Origin of the sequence: Raineya orbicola, from assembly GCF_002843425.1 — a bacterium.
Lineage (GTDB): Bacteria > Bacteroidota > Bacteroidia > Cytophagales > Thermonemataceae > Raineya > Raineya orbicola.
In genome coordinates, this window is sequence record NZ_NKXO01000022.1 from 1 (window position 1) to 22,224 (window position 22,224).

The window sequence follows — 22,224 nt, forward strand, 5'->3', positions numbered from 1 at the left end:
TGTCCTAACGGGCGTAGAGAGTTCTCTTTTTTTAGGTATGGTTTCCTGTTTTTGCAATATTGCCTCTTAAATGATACCCAATATCCACAACTTGTAAAAACTATTCAACTTTTGTCGGAGGACTAAAAAACAAGCTATTACTTTCACACAAAAACTCGCCGAGCAAAAAGCCTTACAAATACTTCTTAATCAAACAAGAGATAAAAACTCACAGGTTTTTTCGTTCAATCCTGCTGTATTCAACCCTGACCAACACAAACAAGAAACACAAAATACCTACTCCGAAAAAAACACATTAGAGGTAAAAGCTATGCTCTTGGGCAAAATTAAAAAACAAAATTATACATTTTCAATTGGAGTAAACAGAAATACAAGCCCAATTTCTACCAATTTCAAGGCAATTTTGGAGGATAATTCTTCAAATAGTTTAGGAGAATTTATAAACGATTTTACGTATCAGGCAAACAGATTTTTTAATGAAGCAAGCTATCTGTTTTTTATTCGTAAATGGCGTTTTATATTGCTTCATTCTATCAGTTTTTTGGAGCAAAAATTAAATAGCGATTTGCAAGAGCAAAGAAAATCAAGAAGTACATTTTTTTTTGAACCTTCTGTAAATGTATTCCGAAAGCTAAATACGATTTCTTCGGTGAGTTTTTCATACAATTATAGCCAAAAACCTTTTTCAGAGGAATACTTTTTCAGAAATCCTATCTTTACATCCATTCGCCAAACAAACAGCAATACCCCTGATTTGCAGTTTTCCAAAATACATTCCACCAGTTTAAACTATGCAATCAATGATTCGTACAAACAGTTTTTATTCATAATTGGTACAAATTACATTGTTACGCAAGGCAATTATTTCTCAGATTTGAGCATAGAGCCTACCCGAACACAAATCAGTTTTTTCTTTTTGCCACAAAATACCAATGCCTTGAATACTTACCTCAATACCGAGAAGTTTTTTTATAGAGCCCTAATTTTATTGAAATTCAATGCTAATTATGGATTTCAAACTTTCAATAACATCATCAATAATTCTGAACTTAGAAGCAACGAAATACAAACATTTTCTTCTAAATTTGAAGTAAAAACAGCTTTTAAATCAAAAATAAATTTTCAAAATGCGTTCTCGTTTGGTAGAATGGTATCGGGCAGCGTCGGCGGAAGTTCTTTCGTCAATGAAAATCTAAATAACTCATTTTCAATTATCTTCAAGAAAAATAAACAAAGTCATATTCTTATTACTGCAGACTGTTTTGTGCCAAACGCCAAAAAAATCAATCAAAATTACTTATTTCTTGATGCTCAATACAATCTTGTTTTAAAAAATAATAATTTGAATATAGATTTTGTTGTAAAAAACATTTTGAACGTTTCTAATTTTGAGCAAATTAGCACTACCGATTATTCGGAAAATATTTTCCGAAGCAATCTTTTACCCCGATACGGAATATTACGGGTTTCTTGTAGTTTTTAGTAGCTTTTTTCCTTTGATGCTTCGCTAATCTCACGCAGAAGCGATTTCACAATCACCCAAAAAATCAGTCAAAGGCAAAGAAAGCCGATAAATAAGTACGCACGATAGCAGGCAGGTTTGTCAGAGACTTAGAACGTAAGCTATCAAGAGATAACCCCTATCGCAAGGATTTGCAATTGTACAAATAAGTATTAGCCCAAAGCAGAACGAGTACAAATAAGATTTATTCACTTCACAAATCGGAATTTTGCTGTATTTCGAAAGGCAAAGAGCATCAGCAATACGAATGTAGCAACAAAGTTTCGGTTGTACGAACCGATAGCGGTGTGGTAGTGAGAGCTATGAGTTTTCGGAATAAATATGATGGATACACCTCAGCTCCAGCCCTTGCACAAGTACAAAGGTTGGTAGGGAAAAGTCCCAAACAAGCCAAATTAGATAAAGGTTACAGGAGGCAAAAAGTATTGGTGCTACTCAAATCTTAATCCCAACGAATGCTTCCAAAAACAAGACAGATATCAGACACGAAAACTTAGCCAAGCTCACCGAAAGAGAGCAGGCATAGAGCCTGTAATTGGCATCTCAAAACAAACTACCGATTAAAGAGAAATCTCTAAAAGGTATCGTAGGCGATAACATCAACGTGATGCTGGCCGCTGCTGCTTTTAACTTCAAGAGGCTGATGAACCGCTACAAGGTTTCTTTTTGCCTATTTTTGCAAAGGCTGTTTTACTCGCTTCAAAGTTTTCTTTCGGTAAAAAATAAATTTAAATATACTTTTTAAGGGACGACTATTTACGTGAGGTGAATTCTTTGTAAAGTACAATCTCGTTGGTCGTTGAATATTCTATTTTTCAATAATTTTTGTTCATTTATTGTCTGTGGTTTAGAATGTATGATAGTCATAATTCCATTGTTGAAATATAATTTTGATAGCTGCTTCGTGATACTTGTCTTTTTTAGAAAAGCAAGTAGTTTTTCGTACCAAACGCTTATTTCTGGCTCATAAGGCATTATTCAGCCACTCAATATGAAGCGTCAGATGTTTGCCAAATTAAGGGTTTTGCCCTGCCAATATTTCAAGCCCAATAATCCGTAGAACTAAGCAATTTATTCAAAAAATCATTCTAAATTAACTTTGGGTTGATGAGTTTTGCTATTTTTGCAACCAAACAAACAACATATCTTATGTGGAAATACTATCTTACGACTTTATTATGTTGCTTAGTGGGGCAAGCGGTTTTTGCCCAAGCTAATCTTTTGCAGTCGGGACCTATGGTTGGCTATTCGGAAATGAAAGAAGTTTTACTATGGGTGCAAACCAAAAGCAGTGCAAAAGTCAAATTTGCCTATTGGGAAAAAGGTAATGCCGCTCAAAAGAAATTTACAGAGGAAGTAAATACCAAAGCTGATGAGGCTTTTACAGCTCGGCTGATTGCCAACCAAGTAGAGCCGGGCAAACGTTATGAGTACGAACTTTATATCAATAATCAAAAAATAACGCGTTCTTATCCGTTGGAATTTCAGACGCAGGTTTTGTGGCAATATCGCACCGACCCTCCCAACTTCAAATTTACGACGGGCAGTTGTTTGTACATCAACGATACCCCCTACGACCGCCCAGGCAAACCTTATGGAAGTAATTACGAAATCCTAACACGTATGTATGAGCAAAAACCCGATTTTATGCTTTGGCTCGGTGATAATATTTATTTGCGTGAAGTAGATTGGGGAACGAAAACTGGCATTTTTTATCGTAATACGCATACACGCTCAATACCCGAATTGCAAGCTCTTTTAGGTTCGGTGCATCATTATGCAATTTGGGACGACCACGACTATGGACCCAATGACTCCGACAAAAGCTATCCACACAAAGACTTAACTTTGGAGGCTTTTAAGCTATTCTGGGGCAATCCGAATTACGGAGTAGCCAACCCACAAGGCAAAGGCATTACAGGGACTTTTGTTTGGGGAGATGTGCAATTTTTCTTGCTAGACGACCGCTATTTCCGTACTGCCAACAACAATTTCGCAGGAAATAGATGTATCCTCTGCGAGGAGCAAGTAGAATGGCTTATCAATGCTTTGGCTTCCAGTCAGGCTTCTTTCAAGATAATTGCAGTGGGTAGCCAGTTTTTGAGCTTATCCAAAACCAAAGAAAACTTTATCAATTTCCCCGAAGAACGTCAGAAAATTCTTGATGCAATCGTAAAAAACAAAATTTCGGGAGTTATTTTCCTGACTGGCGACCGCCATTTCACAGAACTTTCCAAAACAAATACCAATCCGCCTATTTATGATTTAACCGTTTCACCGCTTACTTCGGGAACTTTCAACCCCGAAAAAGAACAAAACGAATTGCGTGTTCCAAATACTTTGGTTACAGAACACAATTTTGCTTTGATAGAAGTAACAGGCAAACGCAAAGAACGTGTAATGAGTATCAAAATATTCAACAAAGACGGCAAGGAACTTTGGAAACAAGAAATCCAAGAAAAAGACTTGCAGTATCCAAGAAATTGATTTATAGCTAATAGCTCACAAAAAAGCCCTTATTCTTGTTGATAAGGGCTTTTTTTGTAAAAAATCACTTAGCTGCAAAAACTTCGTTTAGTGCTTTTTCTAACGCAGGACCTCGGAGGTTTTTAGCTAAAATTCTGCCATCTTTATCTAAAAGAAAATTCATCGGAATAGCATTGATTTCATAAATAGGTAGAATTGCTGAGTCCCACATTTTAAGGTCAGAAACGTGCGTCCAAGTAAGTTGGTCTTTTTCAATCGCTTTCAGCCACTTTTCTTTGTCATCATCAAGCGAAACCCCTAAAATATCAAATCCTTTATGCTTAAACTTTTTGTAAGCCGCCACAACATTAGGGTTTTCCATCCGGCAAGGACGACACCAAGCCGCCCAAAAATCAATCAGTAACACCTTGCCTCGGAAAGATGCCAAAGAAACAGGTTTGCCTTCGGGAGTGGGTAGCGTAAAATCGGGGGCAATATCGCCAACATTCAATCCTATTTTTGCAGGACGCAACTTATCCAATTCAGGCGAATGAACACGACTGATAAACTCAATAAAACGCTCTCCGTGCTTTTCTTCAGGCATTTGTTGAGCAACTTTATCGGCAAAATCTTTCAAGAAAACATAATCTTTCAATAAATCTAAATGCTCTGCAAAGGCAATAGCAGTGAGTGAGGGCATATTAGCATTAAGCAAAGGATAATTTTTTTCGCTTAAATCTTTGTAAATAACCCAATCACGTTGTTGCAAAAGCCCTTTTAGCGAGTCTTTGGCTTTTTCATTGGTTTCTGTTTGCCAAAGTTTTTCTAAACTTGTGTAGAGGCTATCACTTTTTAGGTTTTGCTTGTAAGTTGTAAAAAAACTCCAAAAGGCTTTGAAAAGCTCTTTCTCCTTATCATCTACCCCTTCCAAGAGCATTTCAGTAGGTTTTTCGGGGTTGATTTTCTTGATTGTAAGGTTTTTTTCACCTGCTACAATCCACAAAGGGAAATCTTTACGCTCTGCGAAAAATATTCTATAAATTCTTTTCTCTTTGGGAACTTGAAAACTAAATGTATTATTTTGTTGAATTTCGGTACTATCCAGCAAGATAGCACTATCCCAGAAGTTTTCTTTGTGTTTTTCAGCATAAGCTAAATACACTTTACCTTTGAGGTTTTCTGTTTCGCCTGAAAGTATGATTTTTTCATTTTTACAAGCCTGAAAGACTACAGTAAGAGCCGTTAAAAAAATTTTTATGTACCAATGTTTCATTGTTATATTTTTTCTACAAAATTACATAATTTTCAAAATAAAAAACAGCCCCCAATGATGAGGACTGTTTTGGAAGTGATCCCGCTGGGGTTCGAACCCAGGACCCCATCCTTAAAAGGGATGTGCTCTACCTGCTGAGCTACGGAATCTTTTGCTTTTTAAGAGGGTGTTTCTTAAATTGCAGTGCAAAGATAATACAACTTTAACAAATACTCCAAATAAATGTTGAAAAAAATTTTCTTTTTTTTAATCTGTTTTGGCACCATAGTTTCTGAAAATATTTATTGTCAGGATTTTAATAGAAAAAATTTGCTTGCTGATTCACTTTTTGCCGTAGGCAAATATAGCGAAGCTGAAGCAATATATGGTCAAATTTTAGGAGATGGTATATTTTCGGAGCAAAACATTCTAAAACAGGCTTTCATTGCTTCCCAACAAAAGAACTATGTAGCTTATTTGCATTATCTCAACTTGCTTTTGCAATACGAACCCAAACTTTCTACTGCCCAAAAAATCTATAACATTGCTACGGCATACGAATTAGAAGGCTACGAAGTGGGCGATAGCAAGTGGATTTTACTGCTTTATTATGCCTATCATAAGTGGATTATTTTAGGTCTTTGCTTGCTTTTTCTATTGTGGGCAATTAGCTTTTTACGTAAAAAACATACAAATTGGGGAGCTTTACAACGAAATGGTATCATTTTGCTTTTAGGTTTGGCTTTTAGCATTTTTTTTATCAATTTTATTCCCAACGTCAATGAAGCAATTGTGGCTTACAATCATACTTACTTGATGAAAAGTCCTTCAGCCGCTTCCGAAAAAGTAGTAGTGCTATCCAAAGGGCAAAAACTCAATGTAATTGGTGAAAAAGATATTTGGTTAGAAGTAATTTGGGGGAAAGAAAAAGCCTTTGTAAGAAAAACACAAGTATATTTTCACCCATTGTTTTGATTTTTTCAAAATTTGATTTAACTTGCCATTCACTTTTTGTTCAAATATATTTAATATTAAACAACAAAATAGGAAATGGATACACTCGCAATTATTATCGCAGGCATTATGGCTTATTTGGTAGGCTCTATTCCTACGGCAGTGTGGGTAGGAAGGCGTTTTTATGATATTGATGTGCGTGAATATGGAAGCAAAAATGCAGGAGCTACCAATACTTTTAGAGTTTTAGGTAAAAAAGCAGGTATTTTTGTACTTGCTGTTGATATTTTGAAAGGCTTTGTAGCAACCCATCTTGCTACTTTGCTTTTAGATTTAGACCATATCATCGCCTACGATTTAATTTACTATCAAATTGCTTTTGGTATTTTAGCCGTTATTGGGCATATTTTCCCAATTTATGTAAATTTCAAAGGCGGAAAAGGAGTAGCAACTATTCTTGGAATGGTGATAGCTCTACACCCGCAAGTGGCTCTACTTTCTATTTTGGTATTTCTTTTAGTGCTGATAGCAACGCATTATGTTTCATTAGGCTCTATTATCGCAGGTTTTTCTTTTCCTACTTTTTTGATAACTATACCTGTTTTCAGGCAAAATAACCCCACTTTGGTAATTTTTAGTAGTATATTAGCATTTTTGTTAATTATCACTCATCGTAAAAATATCAAACGTCTTTTAGCAGGTAGCGAAAGTAAAATTTATCTATTTAGAAGACGAAAAGTGTAGATGAGGCTTCATCATTTTCCAAAGATTGTAAATTTTCAAGTCTAATTGTAATTTTTATCAGTTGATAGGAAACATTAGTTTTCTCAAAAACTATCAAATAAAAATTAACTTATTGAAAATCAAAATCTGAATAAAACATTTGCTTTGTATTGTATTTTTGAGTTAAATTTGCCATTCAATAATGGGGGGTACTTTTGGTTAAAAGTACCTTTTTTTGTGAAACAAAAAATCTGTTTGTATGCGTTTGAAAGATAAAGTTGCAGTAGTTACAGGAGGAGCAAAAGGTATTGGCAAAGCAATACTCGCCAAATTTTTGCAAGAAGGAGCAAAAGGTGTAATTTGGGACATCAATCCGCTTGCAGAAAAAACTGCCCAAGAACTCAACGGAACTCCTGAAAAAGTGGTTAAAGCCTTTACAGGTGTGAATGTAAGTGATTTGCAAAGTGTTCAAAAGGCTTGCGAAGCGACTTTGAAAGAATTTGGCAGAATTGATATTCTCATCAACAATGCGGGTATCATACGCGATAACAGTCTTCGCAAGATGACTGCCGAAGAGTGGCAAGCCGTGATTGATGTAAATCTAACAGGCGTTTTCAATTGCACACGCATCGTAAGCCCCATAATGATTGAACAGAAATACGGCAAAATTGTAAGTATTTCATCTATTGTAGGTTTTACAGGAAATTTTGGTCAAAGCAATTATGTAGCGGCCAAGGCGGCGATTATCGGTCTTACGAAAACTTGGGCAAGAGAATTGGGTAAATATCAAATCAATGTAAATGCAGTTGCCCCTGGCGTAATTGATACCGATATGTTTGCCTCCGTAAAAGAAGAGTATCGTCAGGAATTTATCAAAAAAATACCTGTGGGTAGAGTAGGCAAACCCGAAGATATTGCTAATGCTTGTGCCTTTCTGGTTTCTGATGAAGCTAATTTCGTTACAGGGCAAACGCTCATTGTAGATGGTGGAGGTACTTTGGGTTAATCTTTCAAAGCATTATTCATAAAAGTAAGTTTCAAAGCAAGCCAAAGAAGCCAAAAAATTACCGCCCAAATTAGATAAATGCGGTAAAAATCTTTGGCTTGCGAGTAGTGAATTTCTAAAACCTCCGATTTTTCTCTAGCCGAAATTTCATTAAGGGTTTTTTCCAAACTCTGAACGCTCTCTGCCCTATAAAACTCCCCTTGGGTGATTTGAGCTATTTGTCGCATTATTTGTTCATCAATAGCGTTTTCGTACATTTGTGGCTTTCCGAGTGCATCTTTTCCAAAGGGAACTTGCTCTGCATAGCTGGCAGTAATGATAGGATACACTTTAATTTGTTCTTTTTGGGCAATTTGAGCGGCTTCAAGAGGTGCAATTTTGCCTGTGTTGCTATCTCCATCACTAATGAGTATGACTACTTTGGATTTGCTTTTGCTTTGCAAAAGACGGTTGGTGCAAACTGCCAAAGCATCGCCGAGTGCTGTACCTTCGGCGTTAGTCATTTTCCCTTGAATTTCCTGCGATAAAATATTTTCCAAAAGCTCGTAATCAGTAGTAAGTGGGATAAGTGTAAAAGCCTCTCCTGAAAAAACCACTATGCCGATTCTGTCTTCATACAAGCGACTTTTGATGAAATTTTTGGCTACTTGTAAAGCCGCTTGCAAACGATTGGGGTTGTAGTCTTCATAAAGCATTGATTCCGAAACGTCAAGAGCAATCATTATATCAATGCCTTCTGAGTAGCGTTGGACTTTTTCATTTACTTTCTGTGGGCGAGCCAAAGCAAGCATCACCAGCCAAAGCACCATAAGCAAAATAACATCAGGAACAAAACGTAAAAAAGTACCTTTTTGTAACTTTTTGGTATCAGCGGGTAAAGTTACTACCAATTTTTGCCGAGTAGGCAGTGCCAAAAACCAACGAAGCAAAAAAAGCAGTAAAGCAAAAGGCATAGCATATAGCCAAAACGGATTTTCCCACACATACTCGCGAAAAGTTTGGGGCAGAAAATGCTCCCAACGATACCAGCCTTCAGTTTCTATGAGAAAAAGAAAATTCATACGTTTTGGCTTGCCAAAATGGTTTGTTCTATCACCTTTGGAAAATGCTCGTACTCTAAATAATGTACTTTTTGAGCTATGCTTTCAGGGGTGTCTTCGGGTAGAAGGGCTATTCTTGCCTGAAAAATAATTTGTCCTTCATCGTAATGAGCATTAGCAAAATGAATAGTTATACCTGTTTCAGTTTCTTTGTTTTCCCAAACTGCCTGATGTACTCGGTTGCCATACATTCCTTTGCCGCCGTATTTAGGAAGCAATGCAGGGTGAATATTGATGATTTTATTCGGAAAAGCCTGCAAGATATTTTCAGGCACAAGCCACAAAAAACCCGCAAGTATTATCCACGAAATTTGTTCTTTTTGCAGGATTTCCAAAACCTTATTAGTTTCGTAAAAATCAGTTTTTTGAAAAATGTAAGTAGGAATGCGGTATTTTTTAGCTCTTTCCAAAACGAAAGCATCAGCTTTATTAGAAAGGACACAGGCTACTTCAATAGTAGCGTGATTTTGAAAATAAAGAATGACATTTTCGGCATTTGTGCCGTTTCCTGATGCAAAAATCGCTATGCGTTGTTTGGTTGCTTTCATTTTTGCTTAATTTTAGGCAAAACCCATTACTTTTCTTACTCTTTGCAACGTCTGATGAGCCACTTCACGAGCTTTGGCTTCACCCTTTTGCAAGGTTTTTTCTAATAGTTCAGGGTTTTGGATAAATTCGTTAAAACGTTCTCTTTCGTTTTGAAATTTACTTTCAATAAGTTCTTGGAGAGCTTGTTTGGCGTGTCCGTAGCCGTAGCCCCCTTTTAAGTAGTTCTGACGCATCTGTTCCATTTCGGCAGGAGAAGCTAACAGACTATAAATTTTGAAAACATTGCAGGTGTCGGGGTTTTTAGGCTCTTCCAAAGGGGTGGCGTCTGTTACAATTTTAGCAATTTGCTTTTTAAGTTCTTTGCTTGGCAAGAAAATATCAATATAATTGTTATACGATTTGCTCATCTTTCTGCCGTCTGTACCTGGTATAGTCATTACAGATTCGTTGATTTGAGCTTCGGGAATAACAAAAATCTCTTCTTGATAATGAAAATTAACCTTTTGAGCAATATCGCGAGTAATTTCCAAATGTTGTTGTTGGTCTTTGCCAACGGGTACAAACTCGGCATCATAGAGTAAAATATCCGCCGCCATTAGTACGGGATAATCAAAAAGACCTGCATTGACATCTGCAAGGTTTTCGGATTTATCCTTGAAGGAGTGTGCATTGGCAAGCATAGGGTAAGGGGTGAAGCAATTCAGATACCAAGTCAGTTCGCAAACTTCGGGAATACGCGATTGTCGGTAGAAATAGTTTTTTTCGGTATCAAAGCCAAAAGCCAGCCAAGCCGCCGCAATAGCTTGCGTATTCTGAATACGCTCTTGGGCATTTTTGATGGTAGTAAGCGAATGAAAATCTGCAATAAAGAAAAAAGACTCGTTTGCAGGATTTTTGGACATTTCAATAGCAGGCAAAATTGCCCCCAAGAGATTACCCAAATGCGGTCTGCCTGAACTTTGAATACCTGTAAGAATTCTTGCCATAGCCTCAAAAAGTTAAAATGATTGATTTTCGCAAAAAATTCAACGTAAAATAAAGTTTTGCAAGTTAGAAAGGCTTTCAGAAAAAACAAAATGCTTTTTTCGGCGTTATGCTATAAATTTTCATAACTTGCCCACAAAATTGCGTGAATATGAAGCTCTACACTTTGCTTTTATTTTTACCTTTGACACTTTTTGCCCAAAATTTGCCTACTGGCTCTTGGCGTTTTGTATTAGAAAATGCAGGAGGAGGTATTCCTTTTAATGCTGAAATTTTACAGAAAAATCAAAAGTTTCTCCTTCGCATACGCAACGCCGAAGAAGTGATTGATTTTGAGGAAGTGGTTGTTTCCGAAGGGAAAGACTCTATTTTTGTACCAATGAATACTTTTGATGCTTGTTTAGCTCTGCGTTTGGAAGGCAACCAAATGAGCGGAGCTTACAAACGTCATTACAACCAGACTTCCCAATCGCTCAAAGCCTATTTTGGTGAAAAATACCGCTTTTTTACAGAAAATAAAGCCTCGCAGGTAGATTTTTCAGGTAAATGGCAAGTTACTTTCACCAATACCGAAGGCAGAACCTACCCTGCCATAGCTCTTTTCAAGCACGATACCAAAACGGGTAAAATAACAGGTACTTTTCTCACTACCACAGGCGACTACCGCTTTCTTGAAGGAAATGTAAAAGAAAATGCTTTGTACCTTTCTACTTTTGATGGTGCTTTTGCTTTTCTTTTCAAAGCAAGTTTTGAAAACAACGAACTGAAAGGTGAATTTTGGTCGGCAATGAATAAACAAGCATCTTGGATAGCCCGCCGAAATGAAAATGCCACCTTGCCCGATGCTTCTAAAATTACCTATCTCAAAGAAGGTTACGATAAAATAGAATTTTCTTTCCCCGACCTTTCGGGTAAAAAAGTTTCGTTAGCAGATGAGAAATACAAAAATAAAGTGGTGATTTTACAAATTTTTGGTTCTTGGTGTCCGAATTGTATGGACGAAACCGCTTTCCTTGCCGAATGGTACAGAAAAAATAAGAAAAAACCCGTAGCGATTATTGGCTTGGCTTACGAGAGAAAACCTGATTTTGAGTATGCCAAAAAAATGGTGGAAAAAGTCGTAAAGCGTTTTAATGTAGAATATGATTTTCTAATTGCAGGCACAAATGAAAAAGGTGTAGCCGAAAAAACGCTCCCTATGCTGAATGGTATTTTTTCGTACCCTACGACTATTTTTATTGATAAAAAAGGCAAAGTTCGTAAAATTCACACAGGTTTTGCAGGACCCGGCACAGGCGAATACTACAAAACCTGGCGACAAGAATTCAATGAGTTAATGAATACTTTGTTGAAAGAATAAAAATTTTCTAATTAGATTTCTATCACAATTTTTCCTTTGATTTTTCCCATTGCCATATCGTTGAGAGCTTCAATGATAGACCCAAAAGAACGCACAGAGTCAATGATAGGATAGATTTGATGTTTGCCGATAAATTGCACCATATCAGCAAATTCTTGATCATTACCCATTGTAGAACCCTTGATAGTAGCCTGACGGAAAAAAAGGCTCGGTATATCCATTTTGGCTGTGCCAAGCGTTGCTCCATAGGTAACAATTGTCCCCGACATCTTACAAAGTTTAATGAGCAGATTAAAATCATTTCCGCCTGCACTATCAATGATTACATCAAAACCTTCTTTTTCGGTAAGTTTGAGTAATTCTTTGTGCCAATCGGTTTGGGTGTAAAGCACGCCCCCCTTACTGCCTGCTTTTTCTTGAAGCAACCGAATTTGAGCTTCACTGCTGGAAGTTACCCAAACATTTGCTCCTGCGGCACTGGCAAATTGCACCGCAAATTGAGCAACTCCGCCTCCTGCTCCTGTTACGAGTACATTTTTGCCTGCTGAAATTTCACCCTTGTAAAAACAGGCTCTATAAGCCGTAAGAGCCGCAAGTGGTAAAGCCGCCGCCTCGCTATCCGAAAGGTGGGCAGGTTTTTCGTGTAACCTGTGAGCAGGCACGCACACATATTCGGCAAAAGTGCCGTGCGTAGGCATTCCTAAAATGGTGTAAGAAAGTTGAGGATGGCGAGGGTCATCACCCCAACCAACATTTGGGTTGATAATCACTTTTTTGCCTATCCAAGTATTATCCACTCCTGCACCAACTTTTTCTACCATACCACAAGCATCAGAGCCTAAAATTGCTCCCTGCTTGATACCGGGATACAAACCCACACGTATCCACTGGTCGCGACGATTGAGAGCCGCATACAAAACTTTTACCAAAACCTCTCCTGCTTGGGGTTCGGGTACGGCTACTTCTTGTATTTCTACTTCGTTTTCGGTGAGAACTAATGCTTTCATTGTGTTGTATTGATTTTATTTTTCCTAAATTTTTCGGTAAATCTTTCAAACCAAATCCGATACATTTCAAACTCAAACAAACGTGAGTCTTTCCGTGCCTGATTAAAAAAGAATAAGCCAAAAATCAAAAAAATGATATTCGGTATCCACATACCCCAATGCTCTATTATTCCTTCTTTCACCCATTTTTCAAAAAGCATATTGATAACATAGTACAAAATGAAAAAGAATACCGAAACTAAAATAGGAATACCCAAGCCACCTTTTTTGATGATTGAACCCAAAGGAGCCCCAATCAAAAACATCATAAAACAAGCAAGGGCAAAAGTGAATTTTTTATGCAATTCGGTGTAATGTTCGCGAATGTCGTTAATTTTGCTATTTAAGTTGCTTTTGCGGAACTCTAAAAAGCCTTTCACAGAACGAGCTTGGTTTAATGCTCTTTGCAAGATAAGTGTGGTAGTAGTGCTATCAAAACGTTTTTGCCAAAAAGAGTCTATTTGTTGGGGAGAAAATTGTAGCTTGTAGTTGAAAGTGGCTCGGGAAAAGCTATCTTGTGGCAGAGGTTTCTGATGATGAACGTAATAAGTAGCGGCTTCGGTTTTGTTTTTTTCTTTGGTTCTGACCAGCTCTCGCCGAAAGGAATCAATCTCTTTACGGAGTTCTACGACATTTTTCATAAGCCGATGATAACGAAACAGGGAATCAGAAATATTACTTTTACGAAAAGATGCTAAACTCAAAACCAGTTTAGTTTTTTTGTACTGATTTCGGATAAATTTAGCACTACTTTGCCCTGTGCCGTCGTTGTGTTCGCTGTAAGCATTGCCATTGAAAAGCTCCATTATCAGATAAGCTCCGTTTAGAATGGTGTACATTCTGCCTGAATCGGCGATTACTACATCTTTATTGCCCCTAAAATCTTGATGAGAATAAATCATCACATTTTTCAGACTTTTGCCATCGGGATATTTTTTGCTGACTTTAATGCTATAATTGGGTATTCCATCGTAAAAAATCCCTTCTTTCAAATCCAGAGTGGCTTTGGTTTGTTTCACATTGTAAAGCGTGCTATAAGCCTTTACGTTGGCGTAAGGCACTACCTTATTACTAAACCAAAAAGAAACCACTGAAATAAGCAAAGCAAATACGCCAATAGGTCGTAAGGTACGTGTTAGCGAAACCCCTGCACTTTTGATGGCAGTTAGTTCAAAATGTTCGCCCAAATTGCCGTAAGCCATCAATGTTGAAAGCAAAACGGCGAGGGGTAAAGCCATTGGCGTAAGGTTCAAAGAAAAATAGTAAAGCATTTTAGAAAAAGTCCATACCCCTATGTCTTTACCTACAAATTCATCAAGATAGCTCATAATCATTTGTATAAGTAGTAAGAATACTACCACAAAATAGGTAAGCAAAAAAGAAGGTACAAACGCCTTTAAGATGAGCCAATCTATTTTCTTAATACGAAAAAACATTGAAAGAGATTTTTGCACAAATTTAGAGGAAAAGCCTGAAACTATCCACCTACAATTTCTTTGAGTTTATGAATAAGTCCGTCCCATAGTTCATTTAGCTCTTCTTCGTCAGTTTCGTCAGAATAATCGGTAATACGAATAAAGGTAGAATTAGTGAGGTCGTTATGGTCTAAACGAAATTCAAGGTAAGAAGGATTTTCAGGATTGAGGTGTCTATCAAATTCAAACTTAATAGATTTGCCCATTCTTTGTGAAATGATTGTACCGAGGTGGTCTTCGTTATCCCAGTGAAAGAGATAAGTTTGTGTATCAATACTTTGTACGCGGTCGGCGAACCATTCTTGCAAACCAACTGCCGTAGAAAAATATGGATAAAGCATTTTCACAGATGCCTTTAATTCGTATTCTTTTACAAATTTATGTTTCTTCATAAGCAAAATCTGTACTAATAGCTGAAAAGCAAATATAAAGCATTTCTAATTTTTCACAATTTTTTTCTATGTTTTTTATGCGAAAAACATTTATCTTTGTAAAAATTTTATTTTCTATGCAAACTACTCTGGTTTCGGTTTTAGATTATTTCAATAACGAATACTTTTCAGCGGAAAAAATTGCTGAATTGCAAAAATCTTTTCAAAATGCCAAGCCCTACAAGCATTTGGTAATGGATAATTTCCTTAAAGAGGAATTTGCCAATATTCTTCACGATAATTTTCCGCTTACCGAAAAACTTGCCAAACATTACGACGGCATCAACGAAAACAAATCGGAGGGGGCAAATTTTGATGATTTCCACCCCGCTTTCAATGAAATTCGCAAGGCATTGATGAGCCAAGAAGTTGCCGAGTGGGTTTCCAAAGTTACAGGCATTGCAGAGGTTTTCATCACCAACGACCATTTGGGCTGTGGCTTACACGAAGGCAAAAATGGTAGTTTTTTGGATATTCATATTGATTTCAACATTCACCCTTCCAAGAATGTGCATCGTAGGCTCAATATGCTTATTTATATGAATAAAGACTGGAAGCCTGAATACGGAGGTGATTTGGAAATGTGGAACGCTGATATGACCGCCTGCGAGAAAAAAGTAGCTCCTCTATTCAATAGGGCTGTTATTTTTGAAACCAACGAAATTTCTTATCACGGGTACAATAAAATCAATGTACCTAATGGAATGACAAGAAAATCCATTTATACCTATTTTTATACCAAAGAACGTGCTGACGCCGTAAAATATCACGATACGGTATTCAAGCCCCGCCCCGATGATGCTCTTTCTAAAAAAATTGCCACTAACACCAAAGAAAAAATTAAAAATTTCGTTAAGGCACAATTACGTAAAGTGGGCATCGTCTGGAAATAAAATAAACGTAAGTTTCATTAAACTTTTTTACTTGAAATGTGTCTGTTAGAGTAGTAAATTTGTTAAGATTTTTTAATGAACAAAACAATGAAAAAAACCTTCGCAATAATTGCTTTTTTAGGAATTTGTGAGGCAATCGCTCAGCCCAAAGTAACACCTCCCGAAGATAGGGCTCGTCAGATATTAGCAGAGGTAGAAAACAAATTTTCATCTGCCAAAGCCTTGCAAGCAGATTTTACCTATGAATTTCGTAATGAGGTCAATAAAACCAAAGACGAAGCCAAAGGTACATTTGTAATGAAAAAAAACAAATTCAAACTAAAACTTGCTAACCAAGAAATCTATAACAACGGCAAAACCGTTTGGACTTACCTCAAAGATGCCAACGAAGTAAGCATTTCCGATTATACCCCCGACGATGATTCTTTCGTAACTCCTGAAAAAGTTATCAAACTTTACAAAAAAGATTACAAATACGTTTTCATTCGCGAATTTACCGAAAATGGTAAAGTCTATGAAGAGATAGACCTTCAACCCACTGATAGAAGCAAAAAAGTATTCAAAATTCGTTTGGTGGTGAATAAAAAAACCCGAAGTATCAAGAGTTGGGAAATTTTTGAGAAAAACCAAAATCGTTCAAAATACATCATCAATACCATTGCGTATGATGTGCAAGTTGATGATAACTATTTCAACTTTGACAAACGCAAGTACCCCAATGTCAATGAAGTAGATTTGAGAGATTAAAAATACATTTTCTTACAAACCTTATAGGCTACTGCAAGCCTGTAAGGTTTTTGTTTTCTTTTGAAACCTTATCTATATGCTAAAAAAAACTTTTTCTGCTTTTTTGTTGCTGATTAGTCTGTGGTCTTGTACTAATACCAACAGCAATACTGAAAATGCTAACGAAAACAACTCAAACAACCCTCCGCAAAATACCAAACCATCAGTAAAAGCCCCCGAATTCAATGCTGATAGTGCTTTTGTGTATATTGAAAAACAATTAGCTTTTGGTCCGCGAGTACCTAATTCAGAGGCTCACCGCCAATGTGCAGATTATTTGGTAAAAACTTTACAGAAATTGGGAGCCACTACCCAAGTTCAAGAATTTCAGGCAACTTCTTTTGATAAAAAAACTTGGAATGGCAAAAACATCATTGGCAGTATCAACCCGCAAGCTACCAAACGCATACTGCTGGCGGCTCATTGGGATAGCAGACGCTTTTCGGATAAGGAAAAAGATACTACTCTTCACAAAAAACCTATTGATGCCGCTGATGATGGTGCCAGTGGCGTTGCAGTAATTTTGGAAATTCTGCGAACAATCCAAAACTCCCCCGAAAAGCCCCAAATTGGAATAGATGTCCTTTTTTTTGATTTAGAAGATGATGGCACTCCCGAAGGCTACAAGGAAGAAGACCATAGCAACTCTACTTGGTGCTTGGGTTCGCAACATTGGTCAAAAAACAAACATAATCCTAATTATTCGGCTTATTTTGGCATTTTACTGGATATGGTTGGGGCAAAAGGAGCGAAATTTTATCAAGAACCTTTTTCTCTGCAATATGCTGAAAGTATTGTGCAGGAAGTATGGCAAACGGCTCAACGCTTGGGATATGGGAACTTTTTTATCAACCAAAAAACTCCTATGCAAGGCGGTATTATGGACGACCACTTCTACGTAAATCGCGATGCCAAAATTCCTATGATTGATATTATTAATTACGAAAACGCTTTCCCTGCTCATCATCATACGCAAGCAGATAACATTCAAATCATTGATAAAAACACGCTGAAATCCGTAGGACAAACACTTTTACAAGTGTTGTACAATCAAACTTTGCAGTAAAACTAATTTCTTGCGTCCCAACCCCAATTCAGTTTGCTTCGCAAGGTATCTAAAAAATTGGTGTCGTTGGCTTTTACAATTTTTGCCTTGAATTTTTCTTTACTAATAGCGAGTTGAACCGAAGCATCTATCACACGCGAGCGTGAATCAAGAGAAACGAGAAAATTTTTACTTCTACCTTCTATTTCAAAAGAAATTACACTTTCATCAGAAATTACCATAGGGCGTACCGTGAGATTATGCGGACTGACAGGCGTAATAACAAAATTGTTGGAACGTGGTAAAATCAAAGGACCACCACAACTCAAAGAATACCCCGTAGAACCCGTAGGCGTAGCTATAATCAAGCCGTCAGCCCAATAAGAGTTTAGATATTCGCCGTCTATGTAAGTATGTACAGTAATCATTGAGGCAGTATCGCGTTTGGTGATAGTGAAATCATTGAGGGCGAAAGGGTAACCTTCAAAAATATCTTTATTGCTTTCCAAATGCAGAAGTGTTCTTTCTTCAATGCTGTAAAAACCTTCTGTAAGATTTTTCAAAAGATTTTTAATTTGTGAGGGCGAATGAGTAGCCAAAAAACCTAATCTGCCTGTATTGATACCCACAATCGGGATTTCTAATGCTCCTACGTGAGTAACCGTCTCCAAAAGCGTTCCATCACCACCCAAACTCAAAAAAAATTGACAATTTTTCAGTTCATTCGGCTTTTCATAAATATTTTCAGGAATGTGTTTTATCAGAGATTTTTTCAAAACCTTGTAAAAACTTGCAGAAACACAAGCCTCAATATTGTGTTTTTTCAGGCAAGTGAATAGGTCTTGAATATACTTACGAATTTCTTTCTGAAAAACTTTTCCGTGAATAGCTATGTGCATTATTGTAATTTTTATACAGAAATTTGTAAGCAAATAAGCAAAAAATTCTTTATTTTAGCACCAAATTTGAATATTTCTTAAAAGAATTAAAGTTTGAAAGAAACTTAAAGTTTTAATGGTTTCACCTAAAAATCAATAATCTTTGATAGAAAAAATTATCACACTGGAAAACATACCTTTGGTAGATTTCTTGGGAGCAGAAAATAGCCATATCAAACAAATAGCGGCGGCTTTCCCAACAAGCAAAATTCTTTCACGTGGCAATGAAATTCGCATACAAGGTCAAACCCCTGAAATTCTGAAAATCAACGCTATTATCAATGCTCTTCTGACGCACTATCATAAGTTTGGTAAAATCACACCACAAAATATTGAAGAACTTATTGTTCAGAACGATAAAGAACAAAAGGAAAGCAGTAGCCTTGAAAAAATTCGTGAAGAAGTAATTTTGTACGGAACAAAAGGCTTCGGCATAAAGCCTCGTACGCAAAACCAAGCCCTAATGGTGAAAGCCTCTATGGAAAACGATTTGGTTTTTGCCTTAGGACCCGCAGGTACGGGGAAAACTTATATTGCAGTAGCTTTGGCGGTACAGGCTCTCAAAAATAAACAAGTCAAAAAAATCATCATCACGCGTCCTGCGGTAGAAGCAGGCGAAAATTTAGGCTTTCTGCCCGGCGATTTGAAAGAAAAAGTAGACCCCTACTTGCGTCCCATTTATGATGCTTTGGACGATATGATACAAGCCGAAAAACTTAAATTTTATCTTGAAAATCGTATCATTGAAATTGCACCGCTTGCATATATGCGTGGGCGAACCCTTAGTGATGCCTTTATCTTGCTTGATGAAGCACAAAACACTACCCCTATGCAAATGAAAATGTTCCTGACGCGTATGGGGGCTAACTCCAAAGCCATTGTTACAGGCGACCAATCGCAAATAGATTTGCCCAGCAAACAACGTTCAGGACTTACCGATGCCCTACGAATACTCAAAGATATTGAAGGCATTGCAGTTGTAGAACTTGATGCTCGTGATGTGGTTCGCCACCGCCTTGTGAAGGCAATTATTCAAGCATACGATAAAGCTGAAAACAGCAGAGAAAATTAAGATTTTTGCCTAATGCTTTCTGAAATGATTTCGTAAATTTTCTGCTTGTACGCTTCGTTTTGCAATAGTTGGAGATGCTTTTGAATAATGATTTGGTCGTTACGGCGAGCGGGTCCTGTTTGTATGGCATAAATATTTTCTGCTTCCATTGCTTTGGCAAAGGTTTCTTGAATAAGCGGTCTGAGTAACTCAAATGATAAATTTTCTTTTTGCAGAATTTCCTGTGAAATACCTAACAGATGATTGACAAAATTATTAGCAAATACCGCCGCCAAATGTAATTTGAGCCTTTCTTCTGAACTAATCAAAAAAACTTTTCTGCTAATTGCTTCTGCTAATGATTTCAAACAAGTGGCAGTTTCAGTAGAATTACCCTCTATACAAAAAGGTACTTCTTGAATATTCACTTGCTTTGTTTTAGAAAAAGTTTGTAATGGGTAGAAAACTCCAAAATTTGCCTTACAGGGTAAAGCATCAAAAATAGTGATGGGTGTGCTTCCCGAAGTATGAGCAACAATTTGATTGCTATTAAGTTGCATTTGTGCGATAATCTCGGGCAGAGCATTATCCGAAACTGCAAGCAAAATAATTTCCGCTTGGCTTTCCTTGAAGTTAAGACTATCCTTAACAAGAGCATTCAGATTGCCCGCAAATTCATTTGTATTCTGAATGTTCCTTCCATATACTTCTACAATTTGATGAGCGGTTTGTGTAAAAGCATTGGCTATATGCCAAGCTACATTTCCTGTGCCAATAAGGGCTATTTTTAAAGATTTAGCTTCCACAAACTTGATAATTTCAAAAAAATCTCAATTCACTATCACAAAAATACAAAAGATAAGAACAAACTACTTTGGCTTACTCAATTTTGATAAAAATTTAAAGACTTTCCTTATTCAGGAAAGTCTTTTGTGGGATATAACTGGATTGAAGTAGGGCTTACATCATTCCGTCCATTCCGCCCATACCGCCGGGCATTGCTGGAGCTTTATTTTCTTCTGGCTCATCAGCTACTACACACTCAGTAGTAAGTAGTAAGCCAGCAATAGAAGCGGCGTTTTCAAGAGCAAGACGGGTAACTTTGGTTGGGTCTATGATACCTGCTTCAAACATATGTTCAAACTCGTTGGTACGAGCATTGAAACCAAAGTCTTTTTTGCCCTCTTTTACTTTGTTCAAAATTACAGAGCTTTCAAGACCCGCATTGGCTACGATAGTTCTGAGAGGAGCTTCCAAAGCCTGACGGATAATATTTACCCCTGTTCTTTGGTCTTCATTATCTACTTTTACTGCATCAAGGGCTTCCAAAGCTCTTACCAAAGCCACACCACCACCGGGAACGATACCTTCGGCAATAGCGGCACGAGTAGCGTGAAGAGCATCGTCCATTCTATCTTTTTTCTCTTTCATAGCTACTTCGGTAGCGGCACCCACGTACAAGATAGCTACGCCACCAGAAAGTTTAGCTAGACGCTCTTGAAGTTTCTCTCTGTCGTAGTCGGAAGTAGTGGTTTCAATTTGAGCTTTTATTTCATTGATACGAGCTTTTACGGCATCCTTTTTGCCTTTGCCATCTACGATAGTAGTGTTGTCTTTATCTACAATCACACGAGCGGCTTCTCCAAGATACATACCAGCACTTTCTAAAGTAAAGCCTCTTTCTTCTGAAATTACTTCACCACCAGTGAGGATAGCAATATCTTGAAGCATAGCTTTTCTTCTATCGCCAAAGCCCGGAGCTTTTACAGCACATACCTTGAGCGTACCACGCAAGCGGTTCACTACAAGAGTAGCCAAAGCATCGCCTTCTACGTCTTCGGCAATAATGAGCAAAGGTCTGCCAGATTGAGCTACCTGCTCCAATACAGGCAAAATTTCTTTCATTGAAGAAATTTTCTTTTCTGTGATAAGCAAGTAAGGCTTATCTAATTCTGCCTGCATTTTTTCGGTGTTGGTTACAAAATAAGGAGAAAGATAACCTCTATCGAACTGCATACCTTCTACGGTTTTCAGTTCGTTAGCAGTACCTTTCGCCTCTTCAATAGTGATAACCCCATCTTTGCCCACTTTTTTCATTGCTTCGGCAATGAGATTACCAATTTCTTCATCGTTATTAGCAGAAATAGTGGCTACTTGTGCAATTTCTTTCTCGCCTTTTACCTCTTTGGATTGTTTTTTGAGGTGCTCTACTACTGCTGTTACTGCTTTATCAATACCACGCTTCAAATCCATAGGGTTTGCACCTGCAGTAACGTTTTTCAGACCTGCTGTAAAAATAGCCTGAGCAAGCACAGTAGCAGTGGTAGTACCGTCTCCTGCCATATCAGCAGTTTTGGAAGCAACTTCTTTCAAAAGTTGAGCTCCCATATTTTCAATAGCATCTTTAAGTTCAATATCTTTGGCAACTGTTACGCCATCTTTGGTAATAGCAGGAGAGCCATATTTTTTGTCTAAAATAACATTTCTGCCCTTAGGACCAAGTGTTACTTTTACAGCATTTGCAAGGGCATCAATACCTTTTTTTAGTTTTTCTCTTGCATCAGAATCAAAAACTATTTTTTTAGCCATAGTTGTTTGCGTTTTTTGGGGTTAAAAAATGAGAAAAAATTAAAGTGTAAAAAA

20 protein-coding genes and 1 tRNA gene are annotated in these 22,224 nt (G+C 37.2%); 10 read left to right on the top strand and 11 right to left on the bottom strand.

Annotation, left to right across the window (positions count from 1 at the left end):
• Window positions 1-403: 403 nt before the first annotated feature.
• On the top strand, window positions 404-1,483 hold the full coding sequence (locus Rain11_RS07730) for a hypothetical protein (protein ID WP_133121538.1): 1,080 nt from the start codon (window positions 404-406) through the stop codon (window positions 1,481-1,483).
• Window positions 1,484-2,671: 1,188 nt separating this feature from the next.
• Window positions 2,672-4,009, top strand: a complete 1,338-nt coding sequence (locus Rain11_RS07740; protein WP_101358844.1) for an alkaline phosphatase D family protein — start codon at window positions 2,672-2,674, stop codon at window positions 4,007-4,009.
• Window positions 4,010-4,073: 64 nt separating this feature from the next.
• Here the strand turns inward: Rain11_RS07740 and Rain11_RS07745 are convergent, their stop codons facing one another.
• Both Rain11_RS07745 and Rain11_RS07750 read right to left on the bottom strand, forming a co-directional pair.
• Complete coding sequence (locus tag Rain11_RS07745; RefSeq protein ID WP_243390564.1) at window positions 4,074-5,261, bottom strand: peroxiredoxin family protein; 1,188 nt, start codon at window positions 5,259-5,261, stop codon at window positions 4,074-4,076.
• A 76-nt stretch (window positions 5,262-5,337) separates the two neighbouring features.
• A tRNA-Lys gene (locus Rain11_RS07750) sits at window positions 5,338-5,410 on the bottom strand.
• A gap of 73 nt (window positions 5,411-5,483) precedes the next feature.
• On the opposite strand from Rain11_RS07750, the gene Rain11_RS07755 reads away from it, so the two are divergent.
• From Rain11_RS07755 to Rain11_RS07765, 3 genes are all read left to right on the top strand, one after another.
• A complete protein-coding gene (locus tag Rain11_RS07755) occupies window positions 5,484-6,215 on the top strand; it encodes a tetratricopeptide repeat protein (RefSeq protein ID WP_101358785.1) in 732 nt (243 codons plus the stop codon).
• Between the two features lie 75 nt (window positions 6,216-6,290).
• Entirely contained in the window at window positions 6,291-6,938 is a 648-nt protein-coding gene (plsY, locus tag Rain11_RS07760) for a glycerol-3-phosphate 1-O-acyltransferase PlsY (protein ID WP_101358786.1), read from the top strand.
• A gap of 238 nt (window positions 6,939-7,176) precedes the next feature.
• On the top strand, window positions 7,177-7,923 hold the full coding sequence (locus tag Rain11_RS07765; protein ID WP_101358787.1) for a beta-ketoacyl-ACP reductase: 747 nt from the start codon (window positions 7,177-7,179) through the stop codon (window positions 7,921-7,923).
• Here the strand turns inward: Rain11_RS07765 and Rain11_RS07770 are convergent.
• The 3 genes from Rain11_RS07770 to trpS are packed head-to-tail and all read right to left on the bottom strand — an operon-like array spanning window position 7,920 to window position 10,558.
• Window positions 7,920-8,984, bottom strand: a complete 1,065-nt coding sequence (locus Rain11_RS07770) for a VWA domain-containing protein (RefSeq protein WP_101358788.1) — start codon at window positions 8,982-8,984, stop codon at window positions 7,920-7,922. The two genes, Rain11_RS07765 and Rain11_RS07770, sit on opposite strands and share 4 nt — an antisense overlap.
• A complete protein-coding gene (purN, locus tag Rain11_RS07775; protein WP_101358789.1) occupies window positions 8,981-9,571 on the bottom strand; it encodes a phosphoribosylglycinamide formyltransferase in 591 nt (196 codons plus the stop codon). The genes Rain11_RS07770 and purN overlap by 4 nt, the downstream gene beginning before the upstream one ends.
• Window positions 9,572-9,583: 12 nt before the next feature.
• A complete protein-coding gene (gene trpS, locus Rain11_RS07780) occupies window positions 9,584-10,558 on the bottom strand; it encodes a tryptophan--tRNA ligase (RefSeq protein WP_101358790.1) in 975 nt (324 codons plus the stop codon).
• A 149-nt stretch (window positions 10,559-10,707) separates the two neighbouring features.
• On the opposite strand from trpS, the gene Rain11_RS07785 reads away from it, so the two are divergent.
• Window positions 10,708-11,916 (top strand): peroxiredoxin family protein, encoded by a 1,209-nt coding sequence (locus Rain11_RS07785; protein WP_101358791.1) that lies wholly within the window; start codon window positions 10,708-10,710, stop codon window positions 11,914-11,916.
• 11 nt (window positions 11,917-11,927) lie between these two features.
• Here Rain11_RS07785 and Rain11_RS07790 read toward each other — a convergent pair whose 3' ends face one another.
• From Rain11_RS07790 to Rain11_RS07800, 3 genes are read right to left on the bottom strand one after another with little or no spacing between them, the layout of a single operon-like run.
• Window positions 11,928-12,923 (bottom strand): quinone oxidoreductase family protein, encoded by a 996-nt coding sequence (locus Rain11_RS07790; protein WP_101358792.1) that lies wholly within the window; start codon window positions 12,921-12,923, stop codon window positions 11,928-11,930.
• Window positions 12,920-14,398, bottom strand: coding sequence for an LptF/LptG family permease (locus tag Rain11_RS07795; protein ID WP_101358793.1), 1,479 nt, complete (start codon window positions 14,396-14,398; stop codon window positions 12,920-12,922). The genes Rain11_RS07790 and Rain11_RS07795 overlap by 4 nt, the downstream gene beginning before the upstream one ends.
• A gap of 41 nt (window positions 14,399-14,439) precedes the next feature.
• Entirely contained in the window at window positions 14,440-14,829 is a 390-nt protein-coding gene (locus Rain11_RS07800) for an START-like domain-containing protein (RefSeq protein WP_101358794.1), read from the bottom strand.
• A 116-nt stretch (window positions 14,830-14,945) separates the two neighbouring features.
• Here Rain11_RS07800 and Rain11_RS07805 point away from each other — a divergent pair, with 116 nt between their 5' ends.
• The 3 genes from Rain11_RS07805 to Rain11_RS07815 all read left to right on the top strand — a co-directional run bounded on the left by Rain11_RS07805 (window position 14,946) and on the right by Rain11_RS07815 (window position 17,613).
• Window positions 14,946-15,761 carry a 2OG-Fe(II) oxygenase gene (locus Rain11_RS07805; RefSeq protein WP_165778099.1) on the top strand — a complete coding sequence of 272 codons (816 nt, stop codon included), beginning with the start codon at window positions 14,946-14,948 and terminating at the stop codon, window positions 15,759-15,761.
• An 87-nt stretch (window positions 15,762-15,848) separates the two neighbouring features.
• Window positions 15,849-16,508 (top strand): LolA family protein, encoded by a 660-nt coding sequence (locus tag Rain11_RS07810; RefSeq protein ID WP_165778100.1) that lies wholly within the window; start codon window positions 15,849-15,851, stop codon window positions 16,506-16,508.
• A 76-nt stretch (window positions 16,509-16,584) separates the two neighbouring features.
• Entirely contained in the window at window positions 16,585-17,613 is a 1,029-nt protein-coding gene (locus tag Rain11_RS07815) for a M28 family peptidase (protein WP_101358797.1), read from the top strand.
• Between the two features lie 2 nt (window positions 17,614-17,615).
• Here the strand turns inward: Rain11_RS07815 and Rain11_RS07820 are convergent, their stop codons facing one another.
• Window positions 17,616-18,491 (bottom strand): NAD kinase, encoded by an 876-nt coding sequence (locus tag Rain11_RS07820; protein WP_101358798.1) that lies wholly within the window; start codon window positions 18,489-18,491, stop codon window positions 17,616-17,618.
• Between the two features lie 142 nt (window positions 18,492-18,633).
• Here Rain11_RS07820 and Rain11_RS07825 point away from each other — a divergent pair, with 142 nt between their 5' ends.
• A complete protein-coding gene (locus Rain11_RS07825; protein WP_101358799.1) occupies window positions 18,634-19,602 on the top strand; it encodes a PhoH family protein in 969 nt (322 codons plus the stop codon).
• On the opposite strand, the gene Rain11_RS07830 is transcribed toward Rain11_RS07825, so the two are convergent.
• Window positions 19,599-20,387, bottom strand: a complete 789-nt coding sequence (locus Rain11_RS07830; RefSeq protein ID WP_101358800.1) for a Rossmann-like and DUF2520 domain-containing protein — start codon at window positions 20,385-20,387, stop codon at window positions 19,599-19,601. The two genes, Rain11_RS07825 and Rain11_RS07830, sit on opposite strands and share 4 nt — an antisense overlap.
• Window positions 20,388-20,541: 154 nt before the next feature.
• Window positions 20,542-22,170, bottom strand: coding sequence for a chaperonin GroEL (gene groL, locus Rain11_RS07835; RefSeq protein ID WP_101358801.1), 1,629 nt, complete (start codon window positions 22,168-22,170; stop codon window positions 20,542-20,544).
• Window positions 22,171-22,224 lie beyond the last annotated feature (54 nt).

Bases quoted from the DNA above. Each gene is read 5' to 3' on its own strand.
- Rain11_RS07740 (WP_101358844.1), top strand. From the start codon at position 2,672: ATGTGGAAATACTATCTTACGACTTTATTATGTTGCTTAGTGGGGCAA.
- Rain11_RS07745 (WP_243390564.1), bottom strand. From the start codon at position 5,261: ATGAAACATTGGTACATAAAAATTTTTTTAACGGCTCTTACTGTAGTC.
- Rain11_RS07755 (WP_101358785.1), top strand. From the start codon at position 5,484: ATGTTGAAAAAAATTTTCTTTTTTTTAATCTGTTTTGGCACCATAGTT.
- plsY (WP_101358786.1), top strand. From the start codon at position 6,291: ATGGATACACTCGCAATTATTATCGCAGGCATTATGGCTTATTTGGTA.
- Rain11_RS07765 (WP_101358787.1), top strand. From the start codon at position 7,177: ATGCGTTTGAAAGATAAAGTTGCAGTAGTTACAGGAGGAGCAAAAGGT.
- Rain11_RS07770 (WP_101358788.1), bottom strand. From the start codon at position 8,984: ATGAATTTTCTTTTTCTCATAGAAACTGAAGGCTGGTATCGTTGGGAG.
- purN (WP_101358789.1), bottom strand. From the start codon at position 9,571: ATGAAAGCAACCAAACAACGCATAGCGATTTTTGCATCAGGAAACGGC.
- trpS (WP_101358790.1), bottom strand. From the start codon at position 10,558: ATGGCAAGAATTCTTACAGGTATTCAAAGTTCAGGCAGACCGCATTTG.
- Rain11_RS07785 (WP_101358791.1), top strand. From the start codon at position 10,708: ATGAAGCTCTACACTTTGCTTTTATTTTTACCTTTGACACTTTTTGCC.
- Rain11_RS07790 (WP_101358792.1), bottom strand. From the start codon at position 12,923: ATGAAAGCATTAGTTCTCACCGAAAACGAAGTAGAAATACAAGAAGTA.
- Rain11_RS07795 (WP_101358793.1), bottom strand. From the start codon at position 14,398: ATGTTTTTTCGTATTAAGAAAATAGATTGGCTCATCTTAAAGGCGTTT.
- Rain11_RS07800 (WP_101358794.1), bottom strand. From the start codon at position 14,829: ATGAAGAAACATAAATTTGTAAAAGAATACGAATTAAAGGCATCTGTG.
- Rain11_RS07805 (WP_165778099.1), top strand. From the start codon at position 14,946: ATGCAAACTACTCTGGTTTCGGTTTTAGATTATTTCAATAACGAATAC.
- Rain11_RS07810 (WP_165778100.1), top strand. From the start codon at position 15,849: ATGAAAAAAACCTTCGCAATAATTGCTTTTTTAGGAATTTGTGAGGCA.
- Rain11_RS07815 (WP_101358797.1), top strand. From the start codon at position 16,585: ATGCTAAAAAAAACTTTTTCTGCTTTTTTGTTGCTGATTAGTCTGTGG.
- Rain11_RS07820 (WP_101358798.1), bottom strand. From the start codon at position 18,491: ATGCACATAGCTATTCACGGAAAAGTTTTTCAGAAAGAAATTCGTAAG.
- groL (WP_101358801.1), bottom strand. From the start codon at position 22,170: ATGGCTAAAAAAATAGTTTTTGATTCTGATGCAAGAGAAAAACTAAAA.